Raw genomic sequence first — 15,420 nt, forward strand, 5'->3', positions numbered from 1 at the left:
TGATCGCGTTATCAGCTATGCTAGAAATAGCAAACTTCAAGGAGAGAGCAAATCATGGAAGAATTACTAGAACTCAGAGAATTAGTGGTTTCTGGCAACCTAGAAGCGGCTCTATCTTTAATTGATGAATTAGAAGAAATGAGCAAAGAAGATAAAATCAATAAAATTTATAGCTATTGTGTAGTGCTTTTAGTCCATTTAATTAAACAACAAGCAGAAAAAAGGACAACTCATTCTTGGGATGTTTCCATTCGCAATGCTATTGATGCAATTGAGCGGATCAACAAACGCAGAAAATCTGGAGGATATTACATGGACAAAAAAGAAATAGAAGAAATTTTACCAGGAGCTTATAATAGAGCTTTAGATAATGCTTCTTTAGAAGCTTTTGGCGGAATTTATGATGAATTAACCTTAAGAAATATGGTAGATCAAGAATTAATTATTAAACAGGCATTAAATTTTATTTTTAATTAAATAAAGCGCGAAGTTGATTAATGAAAAAATTCTTTTCCTATTAACTATCTACAATTAATAAACCAAATTAAGGAAAACAATATGCAAGTACAAACTCGCAAACATATTTACACACCTGAAGAATATTTAGAATTAGAAGAAAAAGCACTTTATAAAAGCGAATATCGGGATGGAGAAATTATTCCTATGACTGGGGGAACTGGTAATCATAATAAAATTACACTAGCTATTGCGGCGATTTTACTATATGCCATGAGACGCAAAAACAATGAAGTTTTTATGGGAGATATGCGTTTATGGATTCCACAATTTAAAGAATATACTTATCCCGACGTGATTGTAACTGATGGTCAGTCCACTTATACAAGTAAAAATAATACAACGGTGACAAATCCTCTATTAATTGTTGAGGTTTTATCTAAATCTACAAAAAATTATGACCAAGGTGATAAATTTACTTTTTATCGTTCTATTCCCCAATTTAAAGAATATGTTTTAGTGGAACAAAATCAATATCAGGTGATGCACTATAGCAAAACTAATGAGGGAGAATGGATTTTTCGAGAATATAAATCTGAAAATGATATTGTTAAATTGCAATATCTTGATTTTGAAATTAGTTTAGTTGACATTTATCAAGATGCTAATTTTAACGATAAAGAATAATATCAAGTTCGGATAATTACTTACGATATACAGCAATTTCTGGTGTTATGAGGTACATATTCAGCGGGCAAGATGCCCGCACTACAAGAGCGAAATCTGCTGTAAAAGGTCAAATTATGGAAACCCAAGAATTAAAAGCCTTGATTAAGGAGATAGTTCAAGAAGTATTGCAACAAGAAAAACTAACGCTTTATAATACCTTGTTACCATATATAAATAATACAGAAAATCAAGAATGGAATCAATTTTCTCTTGAACAGGCCATGAGAGGTTTAGAAAATGATCATCTCCCTGAATACACAGAAGCGGATATCATAGAAAAATGGCAATAGTTGGTCAAATTATTTTATTCAAATTTGTTAGATTGCTGATATTTTCAATATGGTTATTGCTCAATTTTCCAAATCGCTTGGATAATATACGCACCAATAAATTTGTTGCTTGTCGAATTTCACTAACTATTAAATCGGCGGTTAGAAACCGCGTCTACACAGGAAAAACCCACGCAGGTGGGTTTCAAACGTTTGATTTTTATTTAGTCCGCGCCGGCGGACTTTATTTGTGTAGCCGCGACTTCTAGTCGCCAAAGCTTAACTATTTTGATTAGTTGATTCAGCTTTAGGAACTATGGGATTAGGAAGAGGTGGAGGTGTAGGGATTTTCGATTCTGGATGGGTTTTGCTATTAGTTTGATTCCAAAGAATCATAGACAACAAACCATCTGCTAAACCGTTATTACTACCATTATTACCACCAACAATGATATCGGGAATAATGCGGACATGATGATCACCGACAATTTCCATCAACTGCATAGCTGTGTAACCTTGTAAACCCACTGCTTGTACACCTGTCCGGTAGGTTTCTGCTTTGGCGTTACCTGTGGCTCGGATACCTTCTGCTCCAGCTATGGCTTTGAGTTTAATAGCTTCAGCTTCACCTGTTGCTTGCTGAATTTGGGCGTTAGCTTGCAACTCGGCAATTGTCACACCTTGTTCCGATTTTACCAAATCTTGCTGAATATCTGCGATCGCTGTTTCCCTGACCAACATTTGCCGTTGGGTTTGTGCCATTTGCTGAACTTCGTAAGTTTTGCGTTGTTCCTCAGCAATTTTCCGGTCTGTCAGCGTGTGCATTAATTCATTCGGTGGGGTAATCAAACCAATCAACGAATCCACTGCTTGCACATCATAAGCACGTAAGGCAGATTTAACGTATTCAGAAGCTTCTACTTGGCGCTCGCTTCGGGCAATCAAGAAATCCAGGATAGTATATTCTTGAGCCGAGTTGCGGAAATAATTCCCCACAATGGGACGCAAAACCTGATCAATGACATTTTGCATTGAACCTAAGCGGGAAATAACTTTCGGTGCATCTGAAGCACCAATGTGGATAATTTGGAATATCTCCAAATCAAAGCTAAAACCATCAAATGACAGAAGTTTCAGTGCCGTTAAATTCGTATCATACCCATGCTGACCGCTAATTCTATCAGTAAAGTTTAAGACAATATTTGTTGTCGGCACTAACTCAACTTTCATCACTTTAGTGTTAAGCGGGTGTTTCCCAGGATATAAAGGCTCAACCCAAACACCCTTATGTCCTTGATTGACCAAATTTCCGTGAGTGAAAGATGCCCCGCTCACATCTTCCTGTTCTTCACCGACAAAAGAAATCACCACACCCACATAACCGATAGGGATTTCAGTCATCGGTACTTGTTCAATATTTACCAACCAAGGATTCAGATTCCACGAACCCGACAATAATACCTGTTCTTGCAAACCCCGTTGTCCCCCAGCGTCAATAAACTTTTGACCATTCTGAAAATTATTATGTCCAGTAATAGCACGCCCAGCAATTTCACCGGCGGCAATTGGTGAACCATCCAAAGTAGTCACAATCCCAACTTTTTCTGCGGCTATTTCATAGATTTTTAACTGTTCTGGACGCATACCCTCTTTACTGGCATTTCCGGCTGTAATCACTTTAAACAGCGCTGTATTGATGCGGTAACTACCTGCGGTGATAAAAGCAATCTGTCGTCCTTTCTCCCCACCTTTGGTCAAGAATTTGCGCGCATCTTGGAAATTATCACATTCGACAATTTTGCCCAAAATCCGTTCTGGAGGGTTAGAAGCGCCATCGGCGGCGACAATCAGAGCGATTTGACCTTGGGGGACAACGATTATTGATTCTTTCTTAACTGCATATTGCCAAGGCCAATAACCCCAGTGCCAACCAGGGGCGAGGGTATCTGCTTGTAAGCCCGCTTCACCATTCAAAGCGATTAATCTACCAGGAGGTAGTCCTTTACCGGAAAGGGTGAATTTTTTGACAACAATACCAACTTCCCGTTCAGCGATAACTACCAGTCCACCAAATAAGAAACAACCACCAATAATAATGGCAGGAATAATGATCAAAGACTCAATCCCCATGGCTTGATAGGGGATTTGGCCAGTTACAGACTGAGTAACTGATTGTTGAGTTTGACGAGACGGGATTGAGACAGAAGTTAATTCTTTGGCTGTCAGTGTTTTTATGGGAGTGGCATTAACAGCATTAACACCACTGGCTAAGGCTAAGGCTGCAATTGCAGATGTAGCCAAGCTGACAAATTTATTTTGCTTACTTTTATCAAGAGAAAATGGAAAGCTTTTCATATATCTGCCTCTTTGGGCGATTAATCATCTAAGGTATCACTTCATCAGGATGGAATGATTTTTCTGAAACTTAATGTAATTTTTTACCAGACTTCCAATTTTTTTAAGGTTTAAATTTTGTTAACAAATATTACAATATATTTCTTAATTTTAATTCAATGCTAAAATGAATGCAATGCTGAATATTAACAATAAAATTATAATTTTTGATGATTAACAATAAAATTAAACCTAGACAAGCATTAAGCAAAGCATTTCTGAGAATTAAACCAATTAGAAATGAGTTTGAGATATTTAAAAGGAATCTGATTACACTACTTAATCAAATTGATGAAAACGAAAGAGAGGAATTTCATAAGAATATTCTGACTGATTTTTTGAAAAATACCTATTACGGTGCTGATTATTTGATCAATATTAAAGCAAGTAATGACTTGGTGATTTATAATGGCAAAGATACTAAAAGCAATGTTGGTGTGATTTTAGAAGCTAAAAAGGTAAATAATAATGAAATGCTCAAGGTTGATAATTTAAATACTAAAGCATTACAACAATTAGTTTTATACTTTTTACGAGAACGGATTACAAATAAAAATTCAGAAATTAAATATTTAATTGCTACTAATATTTATGAATGGTTCATTTTTGATGCAACACTTTTTGAGAATTTGTTTGTTCAGAATAAACAATTAGTCAAGCAATTTACTGATTTTGAAGAAAAACGTCTATCTAATTCTCGCACAGACTTTTTTTATAAAGAAATTGCTCAACCTGCAATAGATAAAATTCAAAATGAACTAATTTTTACACATTTTGATATTAAAGATTATCAACAGTATTTAATTAATCAAAATCCTGAAAATGATCAAAAACTGATTCCTTTATTTAAGCTGTTTTCACCACAACATTTATTAAAGTTACCTACTATTAATGATAGCAATAGTTTAAATAGAAACTTTTATAGTGAATTACTACACATTCTGGGTTTAACGGAAATCAAAGAAGGTGGCAAAAAATTAATTCAGCGTAAACCAATTAATGAAAGGGAACAGGGTTCATTAATTGAAAATACTATCACTCGGTTGCAAGAATTACACAAGATTGATAGATTATCAAATTCCGAACAATTTGGAGAAAATACCGAAGAGAAACTTTTTAATGTTAGTTTAGAATTAGTTATTACTTGGATTAATCGCATTCTCTTTTTGAAACTATTAGAATCCCAACTAATTAACTATCGTCAAGGTAATAAATCTTTTGCATTTCTCAATTTAGCAAAAATTCAAGATTTTGGTAATCTCAATCGGTTATTTTTTGGTGTTTTATCTCATAAACCAGATGAAAGAGACGAACACATAAAAAATATTGTTGCTAATATTCCTTATTTGAATAGTTCTTTATTTGAAGTATCAGAAATTGAACATAAAACAATAGTTATTAGTAATTTAATCAATGATGAAAAACTTTCTATTTTCAATAAAACAGTTCTTAAAGATAATGGTAATATACGGACAGGAAAATTAAAAGCACTAGAATATATTTTTGCATTTCTTGATGCTTACGATTTTAGCAGTGAAGGTGCAGAAGAAATCCAAGAAGAAAATAAAACTTTAATTAATGCTTCTGTTTTAGGTTTGATTTTTGAGAAAATTAACGGTTATAAAGATGGTTCTTTCTTTACTCCTGGTTTTATTACTATGTATATGTGTCGGGAAACTATTCGCAGAGCAGTTTTACAGAAGTTCAAAGAAATTAAAGGTTGGAACTGTGAAAATATTGACGAATTATATGATAGAATTACAGATAAAAAAGAAGCTAATCAGATTATTAATAGTTTAAAAATTTGTGATCCAGCAGTAGGTTCTGGACATTTTTTAGTTTCAGCTTTAAATGAAATTATTACTATTAAAAGTGATTTGAAAGTTTTACTTGATAGACAGGGAAAAACTTTAAGAGATTATGATATAAAAATTGAAAATGATGAGTTAATTATTACAGATGATGACGGACAATTTTTCACATATAATCCTAACAACTCAGAAAGTAGACGCATACAAGAAACAATTTTTCATGAAAAACAGACAATTATTGAAAATTGTTTATTTGGTGTAGATATAAATCCCAATTCAGTAAAAATTTGTCGGTTACGTTTGTGGATTGAGCTTTTAAAGAATGCTTATTATAAAGTCTCACCCCTACCAGGAGAGGGGAATATAGGAGAATTGGAAACTTTACCAAATATTGATATTAATATTAAAATTGGAAATTCCTTAATCAGTCGTTTTCCTTTAAATTGGGATTTACGGACGATTTTGAAAAAAAGTGATTGGAATATCGAAAGTTATAGAAATGCTATAAAAACCTATCTCCACCCTGATAACAAAGATCAAAAACAGGAAATGGAGAGGTTAATTAATGATATTAAAGGTAATATACGTACAGAAATTAGTAGCAATGATCCGAATATAGAAAAGCGAAATCAAAAAATTGCAGAACTTCGTCATTTACGAGATCAAAAGTCATTATTTGCAGAAAGTAAAGCAGAAGCAAAAAATCGTCAAAAAAAGCAAGAAGAGTTAGAACAGCAAATTAATGAACTTAATGCTGAAATTGAAGAGAAAAAAAGTGGTAAATTGTATCAAAATGCTTTTGAATGGCGGTTTGAATTTCCTGAAGTTTTGAATGATGAAGGTGATTTTATCGGTTTTGATGTCATGATTGGTAATCCTCCTTATATTTCACTATCTAAAATTAAAGAAAAATCTCAAACTGCTTATTTTGAAAATAATTATCAAACTTATACAAAGGGTTCAGATATTTATTGCTTATTTTACGAAAAAGGAAGTTGTTTGTTAAGAAAATCAGGATTTTTAACTTACATTACTTCCAATTCTTGGTTAAAAACTATTTATGGTGATTCGCTGAAAAAATATTTAATTGAAAATCTGCAACCTCAGACTTTATTAAATATTGAAGATATGCAAATTTTTGAGGAAGCTACTGTAGAATCAAATATTATCATCTTGAAAAAAGATAAAGTTAATGAATTTTTTGATGTTGCTAGTCTCAATAATAATTATCTTGTCGGTTCTTCATTAGATGAGTATTTCGATAAAAATTGTTTTCAATTTATAATACCTAATACATCAGAATGGATTATAGGTAATAAAGAAACTGTAAGTTTGAAACAAAAAATAGAGCAATCTTCTAAGCTTTTAAAAGAATTTGATATTAATATTAATAGAGGTTTACTTACTGGACTAAATGCAGCTTTTATTATCAATGAGGAAACTAAAAATCAATTAATTGCTGAAAGTTCTAATTCTGCTGAAATAATTCAGCCAATTTTAAGAGGTAGAGACTTAAAAAAATATAGTTATGAATTTTCTGGATTTTATCTAATTAATACACATAATGGAGTGGCAAAAAATAACATCGAGAGAATAAAAGTTAAAGAAAATTATCCATCTATTTATAATTATTTAATTTCTTTTCTTCCTCAAATTGAACAAAGACAAGATCAGGGTAAAGATTGGACAAATTTAAGAAACTGTGCTTATTTAGATGATTTTGAAAAACCTAAAATTGTTTGGGGTGAAATTTCTGATCAACCTAAATTTGCGTTTGATGATTCTAATTATTATGTTGAAGCTACTGCTTTTTTAATGACTGGTGAAAAACTTAAATATTTGTTAGCAATTTTAAATTCAAAACTATCAGAATGGTATTTTAACCAGATTTCAACTACCACAGGAATGGGTACAAATAGATGGAAAAAGTATAAAATTGAAATGTTACCCATTAAAGAACCTACGGAAACTGAAGAATTGTTATTAGAAACAATAGTTAATCAAATCCTCGCTGCTAAAAAATCAGATCCAAAAGCAGATACAACTGCATTAGAAACAGAAATAGATCAGTTAGTTTATCAACTTTACGAATTAACAGCAGAAGAGATAAAAATTATAGCAGGATAAACACCACAAATCCCAGATATCCGACTTCTTTAAGAAGTCGGATATCTAAAAGATAAAGCTATTTAAAATACTAATAAAATAAGGGTAGGCAATTTGCCCACCCTCATTAGTTTTAGATGCAGTATACGATTTATACCGAACCACCGGCAGCTTGAAAACGAGCGCGAGCGCGTTTAAATGCTTTTGTTGCCTGGATTTGTGCTTGACGATCTTCTGGTTTGACTTGATTTAGGCTAGTCTGTGCTGCATTAAAAGCAGTGCGGGCTTCTTCAAGTTGAATCTTGTCCCCACGTTCAGCACCGTTGACTAAAATTGTGACTTCATTTTCATCAACTTCAGCAAAACCACCTAAAAGAGCGATCGCTTGCCAAGGGGCATTTTTAGAAGCACGAACACGCATGACACCTATATCCAAAGCTGTCAACATTGGAGCGTGTCCACTCAAGATACCTAATTGACCAGTAGTGCTAGGTAAAACTACTTCATCAGCTTCAGCATCCCAAACGGTTTTGTCTGGGGCAATTACACGAACGGTCAGAGTCATAATTCTTAATTGGTGATTGGTGATTGGTGATTGGTAATTGGTAATTGGTAATTGGGAGAAATTTCTTACCCATCACCCATTACCCATTACCCATTACCCATTAGCCTTTGAGCTTTTCAGCTTTAGCTTTAGCTTCAGTGATATCGCCTACCAAGTAGAAAGCTTGCTCAGGTAAAGCATCTAATTCACCAGAAAGAATTTGTTGGAATCCTTTAATGGTGTCTTCCAACTTCACATACTTACCAGGAGAACCAGTAAATACTTCAGCTACAAAGAAAGGCTGAGACAAGAACCGCTCAACTTTCCGCGCCCGTGCCACAATCAAACGATCTTCTTCAGACAATTCATCTAAACCCAAAATGGCGATGATGTCTTGGAGTTCTTTGTAACGTTGGAGGGTGGATTGTACAGCCCGTGCAGTGCCGTAGTGTTCGCTACCAACGATGTTGGGTTGCAACATGGTGGAAGTAGAACCCAAAGGATCAACCGCAGGATAGATACCTTTAGAAGCCAAACTACGAGACAATACTGTTGTACCGTCCAAGTGGGCAAAGGTAGTTGCTGGTGCGGGGTCAGTCAAGTCGTCCGCAGGTACGTATACAGCTTGAATAGAAGTAATAGAACCTTCGGTGGTGGAGGTAATCCGTTCTTGCAAAGCACCTACGTCAGTACCCAGAGTAGGCTGATATCCTACCGCAGAAGGCATCCGACCCAATAGCGCGGATACTTCAGAACCAGCTTGTACGAACCGGAAGATGTTATCAACAAATAGCAATACGTCTTGCTTGTTGACATCACGGAAGTACTCAGCCATTGTCAAACCAGACAAACCAACCCGCATTCTTGCTCCGGGTGGCTCGTTCATTTGACCATAAACTAGAGCAATTTTGGATTCGTTGAGGTTATCTTTATTGATAACTCCAGATTCCATCATTTCGTTGTAGAGGTCATTTCCTTCCCGTGTGCGTTCACCCACACCCGCAAATACAGACACACCACCGTGTTGGGTAGCGATGTTGTTGATCAATTCCATCATGATCACGGTTTTACCAACACCAGCCCCGCCGAACAGACCGATTTTACCACCGCGTTTGTAGGGAGTGAGCAAGTCAACAACTTTAATCCCAGTTTCAAACACAGAAGGTTTGGTTTCTAAATCTGTGAATTTAGGAGCGTCACGGTGAATAGGTAGATATGCTTCGGCGTTTACGGGACCTTGCTGATCTACAGGTTCGCCTAAAACATTGAAAATCCGTCCCAAGGTGGCTTTACCAACGGGTACTGTAATCGGAGCGCCAGTATCAACTACTTCTAACCCACGAACTAAACCGTCGGTGGTACTCATAGCCACCGCCCGTACTTGGTTGTCGCCTAGAAGTTGCTGTACTTCAACGGTTAAGCTGATGTTTTGTCCAGCTTCATTTGTGCCTGTGATAGTTAAAGCGTTGTAGATTTGGGGTAATTTACCGCCGGGGAACTTAACGTCTACAACCGGACCAATTACTTGGGTAATGTAACCTATGTTTGTTTTTTCTGCGGTGGTGACCATGCTGCGCCTAAATGATTGAAGCTAGTTTTCACAAGTGGGTCGTTTAAGACCCCAGATCAAGCGATATCATCTTTTAGGTTAGCACTTAACGACTCCACCTTCGCCTTAAATTCATTATTAAGACCAGATCCTTGATTTTTTAAAAGCAGTTGGAAATTTCTGGTATCAGATGCAAAAACGCTATCTAGGACTCAATCTTGCTTACAAACGTTTGCAGGTGATGATGAAAGCTTTGTCAGGTAGCTTGTCGTAGCGACAGTTGATATCCTAATATCCAAATTCCCATCATAGATAATTTTCAATTTTATGTGAATTTATGTTTTCTGATTTTGGGATTTAAATCTACCGGCAATAAATTCTCTCTTTTCTAAATGTTTAGTTTGGCGTTTGGTAACTCTTTCTCTCCACATTCGGAAACTCGATGATTTCATTTCTCTTCTCATGAGAGCAATTACCTGTTTTTCTAAGAGTCCAAATTGTTTTTCTATCACATCAAATGGTGTCCGATCTTCCCAAGCCATTTCGATAATACGATCTATGCTTTCAGCATCTAAGTCAGGTAATTTCATGTTTTGAGAATTTGAATAAAAATGCCATAATTATCAATCTGTTTTAATCATACTATCATAATTCTTTTTTTTATTGTTTTTTATTGGAGGTAGAACCTCTAAGATAACATTCCCAGTCTGGAGCAGGGGAACGAGAAAGATAACATTCCCAGTCTGGAGCAGGGGAACGAGAAAGATAACATTCCCAGTCTGGAGCAGGGGAACGAGAAAACGAGAAACGAGGAATTGGGAAAGAGAGAATAGATCCAGACCATGTTCCATAAAACGCCTGAATACTCTAAAATAAGAGCAGGTACAAAAAACTCTGTACTTTCCCTCCAGTCGCTTCATCCTTATTGCTTATGAATTTCTCGTTAGCACGACAGTATTTTTACCAGGAGATTCAACAACCTGACGAGGATATCAATCTCGCAAAGGCAGCTTTATATATTGCCCAGGAAGAATATCCAGATATTGATCCTGAAGAATATTTAAATGCTCTTGATACAATGGCAATGGAGTTAGAGGAACGTTTGCCTTCTTCTCGCTATCCCCTGCGGATTATTCAAAGTATTAATCAATATTTATACGAAGAATTGGGTTTTTATGGTAATAAAATTGATTATTATGACCCGCGCAATAGTTTTTTTAATGATGTCATTGAACGGAAAATGGGAATTCCCATTACTTTGGCATTAGTTTATATAGAGGTGGCAAAACGGATTGATTTTCCCATGGTAGGGGTAGGAATGCCGGGACATTTCCTGATTCGTCCAGATGTGGAAGATATAGGCATTTTTGTGGATGCTTTTAATGGTGGAGAGGTGATGTTTACCCAAGACTGTCAAGAAAGGCTTTCACAAATTTATCAACAAGAGGTAATGCTAAAACCTGAATTTTTAGCAGTTGTGACTAATCGGCAATTTTTAGCTAGAATGTTGACTAATTTAAAATATATTTATCTTCAGCAGCAGGATTTAGAAAGAAGTTTGGGAATAGTAGAACGAGTTTTAATGTTATTTCCAGAAGCAAGTTTTGAATTAAGAGATAGGGGTTTGTTGTATTATCAACTGGGGCAGTTTTCTCAAGCTATGGAAGATTTACAAATTTATTTAATTAAAGTTCCTGATGCTAAAGATGCCGATGTTATTCGTCAATTACTTGCTAAGTTAAATTAGTTAGTTGTTGTTGAACAAAGACGACAAATAGCCTATACTCTAGCAGATAGTCCTAGTTTAAAAGGTATTTTAAATGATGTATTTCTAGATTGTTATACAGATGCTAGAAATGATACAATAAATAAATATCAACTTCCTTCAACTTTATTCCCTGAACAGCCATCTTTTTCTTTAATTCAGCTTCTCAATGCAGATTTTATGCCCTAAGTCTAGAGTATAGATGAAGATGGTATATTACTAAAAATTTAATCAGATTTCAGATTTTTTTCTGCGTCTAACTTTAATCAGTAATTCATCTTTAATGCGGTTTAAAATAGAAGTTTCATTTAAAGTTGATAAAATTTGACTAACTACTGCTTTTGGTCCATCTGGTCCCCAGGTCGCACCATTGGCTAAATAGGCTTTGGTAACTTGGCCAATACTGTATGAAGAGACACCAGCTACTCCTGCTTGAGTTATGGCTATGGATAAATAGGGTCCAATTGTCATTCCTGCTGTTGCTGTTGTAGAGACACCAAGGAGGGTTTTTAAACCACTTAAACCCAAATTTGCTAATAGTTCACTAGCACCGATACCACCCATACTCAGGGCGATTTTTTGGAGTAATTTCACAGCACCGGTTTCGGTCATAGGGATACCGTAAAGTTTGGATAAACCTAAGATTAAGGAGATATCTATAATTACGGCACTTAATATATCAACTACTGTAACAGGATTGAGAGCGATCGCTAATGCTTTTGTGATGACTGCTTTCCAAATTAACTGATTAGCATTTTCTTCCCTAATTATTAGTTTACGCTGTACCAACTGCTGATTGACATTATCAGCATAAAGCATCGTATTCAAAGCCACTAAAGCCTTCCCTTCATGGTGGAGAATTTCCAATATTTTCAATTTTAATTCATCAACTTGGGATTTACCTTTTTGCAATTTTACACTCCTAGAACCATCAGGATTTTGTTCGGCAATTTTGACCAATGGTGAAGCTGCGGACATGACTATTTCTGCGGGTGAAAGTAATTCCCGCACTCTATCATCTCGAATTTTTTCGTAAATTGTCATGCGGTCAGTTTCGGGATATTGATCAACTTTATTAAAGACTAAAATTATCGGTTTACCTACTTCTCGCAATTGCGATAAAGCTATTTGTTCAATCTTGGTCATGTCTCCAGAAATAACAAAGAGAATTAAATCGGCTTGTTTAGCGATTTGTTCAGCTAAAGCTGCGCGAGTTTCACCGTCTACTTCATCTAATCCAGGAGTATCAATTAATTCGACTTGGGATTGGCTATTGCTGGGTAATGTGGCTTTTAAAGTTCCTAAAGCTTCTTCACTAATACTCCAATTTACTGTTTGTGCATCACGAGTAACACCATGTAATGGACCAGTAATAAAGACTTCTTGACCAACCAAAGCATTGAGAAGAGAAGATTTACCCCGTCCTACCATCCCAAAAGCTGCAATTTGTACTACCATGCTTTCCAGTTTATCTAGCATGATTTCTAAATCATTAATTTCTGCTTCTAAACCTGATTTTTCCGCAGCAGAAAGATCAAGATTATTCACTAAGTTTTTGAGTGCGGTTTTGGCTTGTTTATAGTTAAGTTCGGCTTGAATATCATCAAAGGTAAAAATGACGTTATCTAGTTCTTCTTCCCAATTGGGGATGGATTCGGGTAAAGTATTCATTAGGATTAGGGAACAGCGAATAGGGAATAGGAAGTAATTACATTTTTAATTTTTAATTCTTAATTTTTAATTCCCTAAGATATAACAACCTCATGTAATTCATTGGGAGTAAGATGAGAATGAACAACTTCACCATCACGAAACCAAACAATCCGCTTCGTTTGACGCGCAACTTCTGATTCATGGGTGACAATAACAACGGTGATACCACTGCTATTAAGTTCATTAAACAGGTCTAATACTTCCTGGGTGGTGTGAGAATCAAGTGCGCCGGTGGGTTCATCTGCGAGGAGAACGACGGGATTGTTGACAATGGCGCGAGCAATTGCTACTCTTTGTTGTTGTCCTCCTGATAATTGGGTAGGTTTGTTATTGAGGCGTTTTTCTAAACCGACTTTGATTAATGCAGATGTCGCGCGATCTTTTCTTTCCCCAGGTTTAACGCCAGCATACACCATTGGTAACATGACATTTTCTAGAGCCGTTAATTGATTTAATAAATGGAATTGTTGAAAGACAAAACCTAGTTTTTTATTACGAATATGCGCCAATTCAGTATCACTCATTTGGGCGACATTCAAATTATCTAAATAATAATTTCCGTCACTGGGACGATCCAAACAACCGATAATATTCATGGCTGTGGATTTACCCGAACCAGAAGGACCCATGATCGAACAGTATTCACCTACTTCTATGACTAAATTTACATTATTCAGTGCTTTAACTTCTATTTCTCCAATTCCATAAACTTTGAAAATATTTTCCAGCCGAATAATTCCTGATGGCGATGCAGATTGGGGAATACTTGTGTCAGTTATCGTAAAAGTATTATCCACGGAAATTTATCCTCCTGTCAAAGTATAATTGTAGCGAATGTCCATTAATTTTAAATTTTTTTACGCGGTTCTCAGTGCTACCATTGGGTCAAGTTGAGCGGCACGACGGGCAGGAACTACACCAAAAAATAAACCAATCCCACCAGAAACACTAGCAGCTAATAAAACTGCACTTGGTGAAATTGCCGCCTGTAATGGGGTAAGGATACCCACTAAAATAATACTACCACCGCCTAAAGCAATACCGATTACACCACCAGCTACTGATAATATCACGGCTTCAATCATGAATTGCAAAAGAATATCTTCTTGAGTTGCACCAATAGCTTTACGCAGTCCAATTTCTTGAGTACGTTCAGTTACAGAAACTAGCATAATATTCATAATCCCAATCCCACCCACAAATAAGGAAATACTAGCAACCGCAGCTAACATTAGTGTCAAGCCACTGGTAATTGTATTGGTAATTTCCAAGATATTTTTTTGGCTTTGAATAGTAAAATCATCTTCACGGACAATTTTGTGCCGACGACGGAGTAAATTTGTCATTTGAAATTCTGCTGCTGAGATGCTATTTTCATCTTGAGCAGATACAGAAATTAAAGAAACATTAATACCAAAAGGGGATGTTCTCCCCACTAACCGACTAAACATAGTGTTGATAGGAATAAAAACTGTATCATCACTGTTACTGCCAAAGGAAGAACCTTTAGCTACTGTTAAGCCAATCACCTGAAAAGTAGTATTTTGAATGCGGATTTTTTGACCAACAGGATTTTGATTATCAAAGAGTTTGTTGGCTAAATCTGGAGCTAATACTGCTACTCTCTTATTACGTTTAATATCGAAGTCATTAAAAAACCTGCCTTCTTTAATTTCAAAACTACGAACTGTTATATAATTAGCAGTAGTGCCAATAACTGTACTAGTTGTATTTCTATTTCTATAAGTAATTGTGCTTCTGTTATTAATTTCTGGAGCAACTTCTTTAACTGCACGCACTTGTTTAGCGATCGCTTTAGCATCTTGTAAAACTAAAGTTCTGGGCATTGTTGTCACCCTTCCCCGACTACCTGGACTCCCAGGGACAATAAATAGGGTATTCGGTCCTAATGATGCAAATTGCTTAGCTGCCAGTGTTTGTGCGCCTTCTCCAATGCCAATCATGGCAATAACGGAAGCATTGCCAATAATAATTCCCAACATAGTTAAACTACTTCGCAACTTATTAGCTAATAAGGTAGTAGTTGCCATTTTTACACTTTCTAAAATGTCCATAATTTGTGC

12 protein-coding genes and 1 pseudogene are annotated in these 15,420 nt (G+C 35.7%); 6 read left to right on the forward strand and 7 right to left on the reverse strand.

Annotated features, from left to right (window positions below):
- Nucleotides 1-54 precede the first annotated feature (54 nt).
- From HGD76_RS18480 to HGD76_RS18490, 3 genes are all read left to right on the forward strand, one after another.
- Nucleotides 55-477: a DUF29 family protein gene (locus tag HGD76_RS18480; protein WP_168696629.1), complete on the forward strand. Its 423-nt coding sequence runs from the start codon at nt 55-57 to the stop codon at nt 475-477.
- Nucleotides 478-558: 81 nt separating this feature from the next.
- Entirely contained in the window at nt 559-1,143 is a 585-nt protein-coding gene (locus HGD76_RS18485; RefSeq protein ID WP_168696630.1) for a Uma2 family endonuclease, read from the forward strand.
- Between the two features lie 47 nt (nt 1,144-1,190).
- Nucleotides 1,191-1,475, forward strand: coding sequence for a hypothetical protein (locus HGD76_RS18490; protein ID WP_233466927.1), 285 nt, complete (start codon nt 1,191-1,193; stop codon nt 1,473-1,475).
- 258 nt (nt 1,476-1,733) lie between these two features.
- Here HGD76_RS18490 and HGD76_RS18495 read toward each other — a convergent pair whose 3' ends face one another.
- The gene (locus HGD76_RS18495; protein WP_168696631.1) at nt 1,734-3,809 is read right to left on the reverse strand and encodes an SPFH domain-containing protein; all 2,076 of its coding nucleotides are present in this window, start codon (nt 3,807-3,809) and stop codon (nt 1,734-1,736) included.
- A gap of 209 nt (nt 3,810-4,018) precedes the next feature.
- On the opposite strand from HGD76_RS18495, the gene HGD76_RS18500 reads away from it, so the two are divergent.
- Nucleotides 4,019-7,786: a DUF7149 domain-containing protein gene (locus HGD76_RS18500; RefSeq protein WP_168696632.1), complete on the forward strand. Its 3,768-nt coding sequence runs from the start codon at nt 4,019-4,021 to the stop codon at nt 7,784-7,786.
- 130 nt (nt 7,787-7,916) lie between these two features.
- Here HGD76_RS18500 and atpC read toward each other — a convergent pair whose 3' ends face one another.
- The 3 genes from atpC to HGD76_RS18515 form a co-directional block, all read right to left on the reverse strand.
- Nucleotides 7,917-8,330, reverse strand: coding sequence for an ATP synthase F1 subunit epsilon (gene atpC, locus HGD76_RS18505; protein ID WP_148765534.1), 414 nt, complete (start codon nt 8,328-8,330; stop codon nt 7,917-7,919).
- Between the two features lie 100 nt (nt 8,331-8,430).
- Nucleotides 8,431-9,879: a F0F1 ATP synthase subunit beta gene (atpD, locus tag HGD76_RS18510; protein ID WP_168696633.1), complete on the reverse strand. Its 1,449-nt coding sequence runs from the start codon at nt 9,877-9,879 to the stop codon at nt 8,431-8,433.
- A gap of 314 nt (nt 9,880-10,193) precedes the next feature.
- Nucleotides 10,194-10,448 carry a TIGR03643 family protein gene (locus HGD76_RS18515; protein ID WP_148765537.1) on the reverse strand — a complete coding sequence of 85 codons (255 nt, stop codon included), beginning with the start codon at nt 10,446-10,448 and terminating at the stop codon, nt 10,194-10,196.
- A 341-nt stretch (nt 10,449-10,789) separates the two neighbouring features.
- Here HGD76_RS18515 and HGD76_RS18520 point away from each other — a divergent pair, with 341 nt between their 5' ends.
- Together HGD76_RS18520 and HGD76_RS18525 are read left to right on the forward strand one after the other, a co-directional pair.
- A complete protein-coding gene (locus HGD76_RS18520; protein ID WP_168696634.1) occupies nt 10,790-11,605 on the forward strand; it encodes a SirB1 family protein in 816 nt (271 codons plus the stop codon).
- A gap of 18 nt (nt 11,606-11,623) precedes the next feature.
- Nucleotides 11,624-11,812: pseudogene (locus HGD76_RS18525) on the forward strand (DUF29 family protein); the annotation flags it as partial.
- Nucleotides 11,813-11,854: 42 nt separating this feature from the next.
- Here the strand turns inward: HGD76_RS18525 and HGD76_RS18530 are convergent.
- The 3 genes from HGD76_RS18530 to HGD76_RS18540 form a co-directional block, all read right to left on the reverse strand.
- Nucleotides 11,855-13,294, reverse strand: a complete 1,440-nt coding sequence (locus tag HGD76_RS18530; RefSeq protein WP_168696635.1) for a GTP-binding protein — start codon at nt 13,292-13,294, stop codon at nt 11,855-11,857.
- Nucleotides 13,295-13,368: 74 nt separating this feature from the next.
- Nucleotides 13,369-14,133: an ABC transporter ATP-binding protein gene (locus HGD76_RS18535; RefSeq protein WP_168696636.1), complete on the reverse strand. Its 765-nt coding sequence runs from the start codon at nt 14,131-14,133 to the stop codon at nt 13,369-13,371.
- Between the two features lie 60 nt (nt 14,134-14,193).
- Nucleotides 14,194-15,411 (reverse strand): ABC transporter permease, encoded by a 1,218-nt coding sequence (locus HGD76_RS18540; protein ID WP_168696637.1) that lies wholly within the window; start codon nt 15,409-15,411, stop codon nt 14,194-14,196.
- Between the last annotated feature and the right edge of the window lie 9 nt (nt 15,412-15,420).

Origin of the sequence: Dolichospermum flos-aquae CCAP 1403/13F, from assembly GCF_012516395.1 — a bacterium.
GTDB classification, from domain to species: domain Bacteria; phylum Cyanobacteriota; class Cyanobacteriia; order Cyanobacteriales; family Nostocaceae; genus Dolichospermum; species Dolichospermum lemmermannii.

Excerpts from the sequence above, each read along its gene's own strand:
- HGD76_RS18480 (WP_168696629.1), top strand. The coding sequence starts at position 55 with ATGGAAGAATTACTAGAACTCAGAGAATTAGTGGTTTCTGGCAACCTA.
- HGD76_RS18485 (WP_168696630.1), top strand. The coding sequence starts at position 559 with ATGCAAGTACAAACTCGCAAACATATTTACACACCTGAAGAATATTTA.
- HGD76_RS18490 (WP_233466927.1), top strand. The coding sequence starts at position 1,191 with ATGAGGTACATATTCAGCGGGCAAGATGCCCGCACTACAAGAGCGAAA.
- HGD76_RS18495 (WP_168696631.1), bottom strand. The coding sequence starts at position 3,809 with ATGAAAAGCTTTCCATTTTCTCTTGATAAAAGTAAGCAAAATAAATTT.
- HGD76_RS18500 (WP_168696632.1), top strand. The coding sequence starts at position 4,019 with ATGATTAACAATAAAATTAAACCTAGACAAGCATTAAGCAAAGCATTT.
- atpC (WP_148765534.1), bottom strand. The coding sequence starts at position 8,330 with ATGACTCTGACCGTTCGTGTAATTGCCCCAGACAAAACCGTTTGGGAT.
- atpD (WP_168696633.1), bottom strand. The coding sequence starts at position 9,879 with ATGGTCACCACCGCAGAAAAAACAAACATAGGTTACATTACCCAAGTA.
- HGD76_RS18515 (WP_148765537.1), bottom strand. The coding sequence starts at position 10,448 with ATGAAATTACCTGACTTAGATGCTGAAAGCATAGATCGTATTATCGAA.
- HGD76_RS18520 (WP_168696634.1), top strand. The coding sequence starts at position 10,790 with ATGAATTTCTCGTTAGCACGACAGTATTTTTACCAGGAGATTCAACAA.
- HGD76_RS18530 (WP_168696635.1), bottom strand. The coding sequence starts at position 13,294 with ATGAATACTTTACCCGAATCCATCCCCAATTGGGAAGAAGAACTAGAT.
- HGD76_RS18540 (WP_168696637.1), bottom strand. The coding sequence starts at position 15,411 with ATGGACATTTTAGAAAGTGTAAAAATGGCAACTACTACCTTATTAGCT.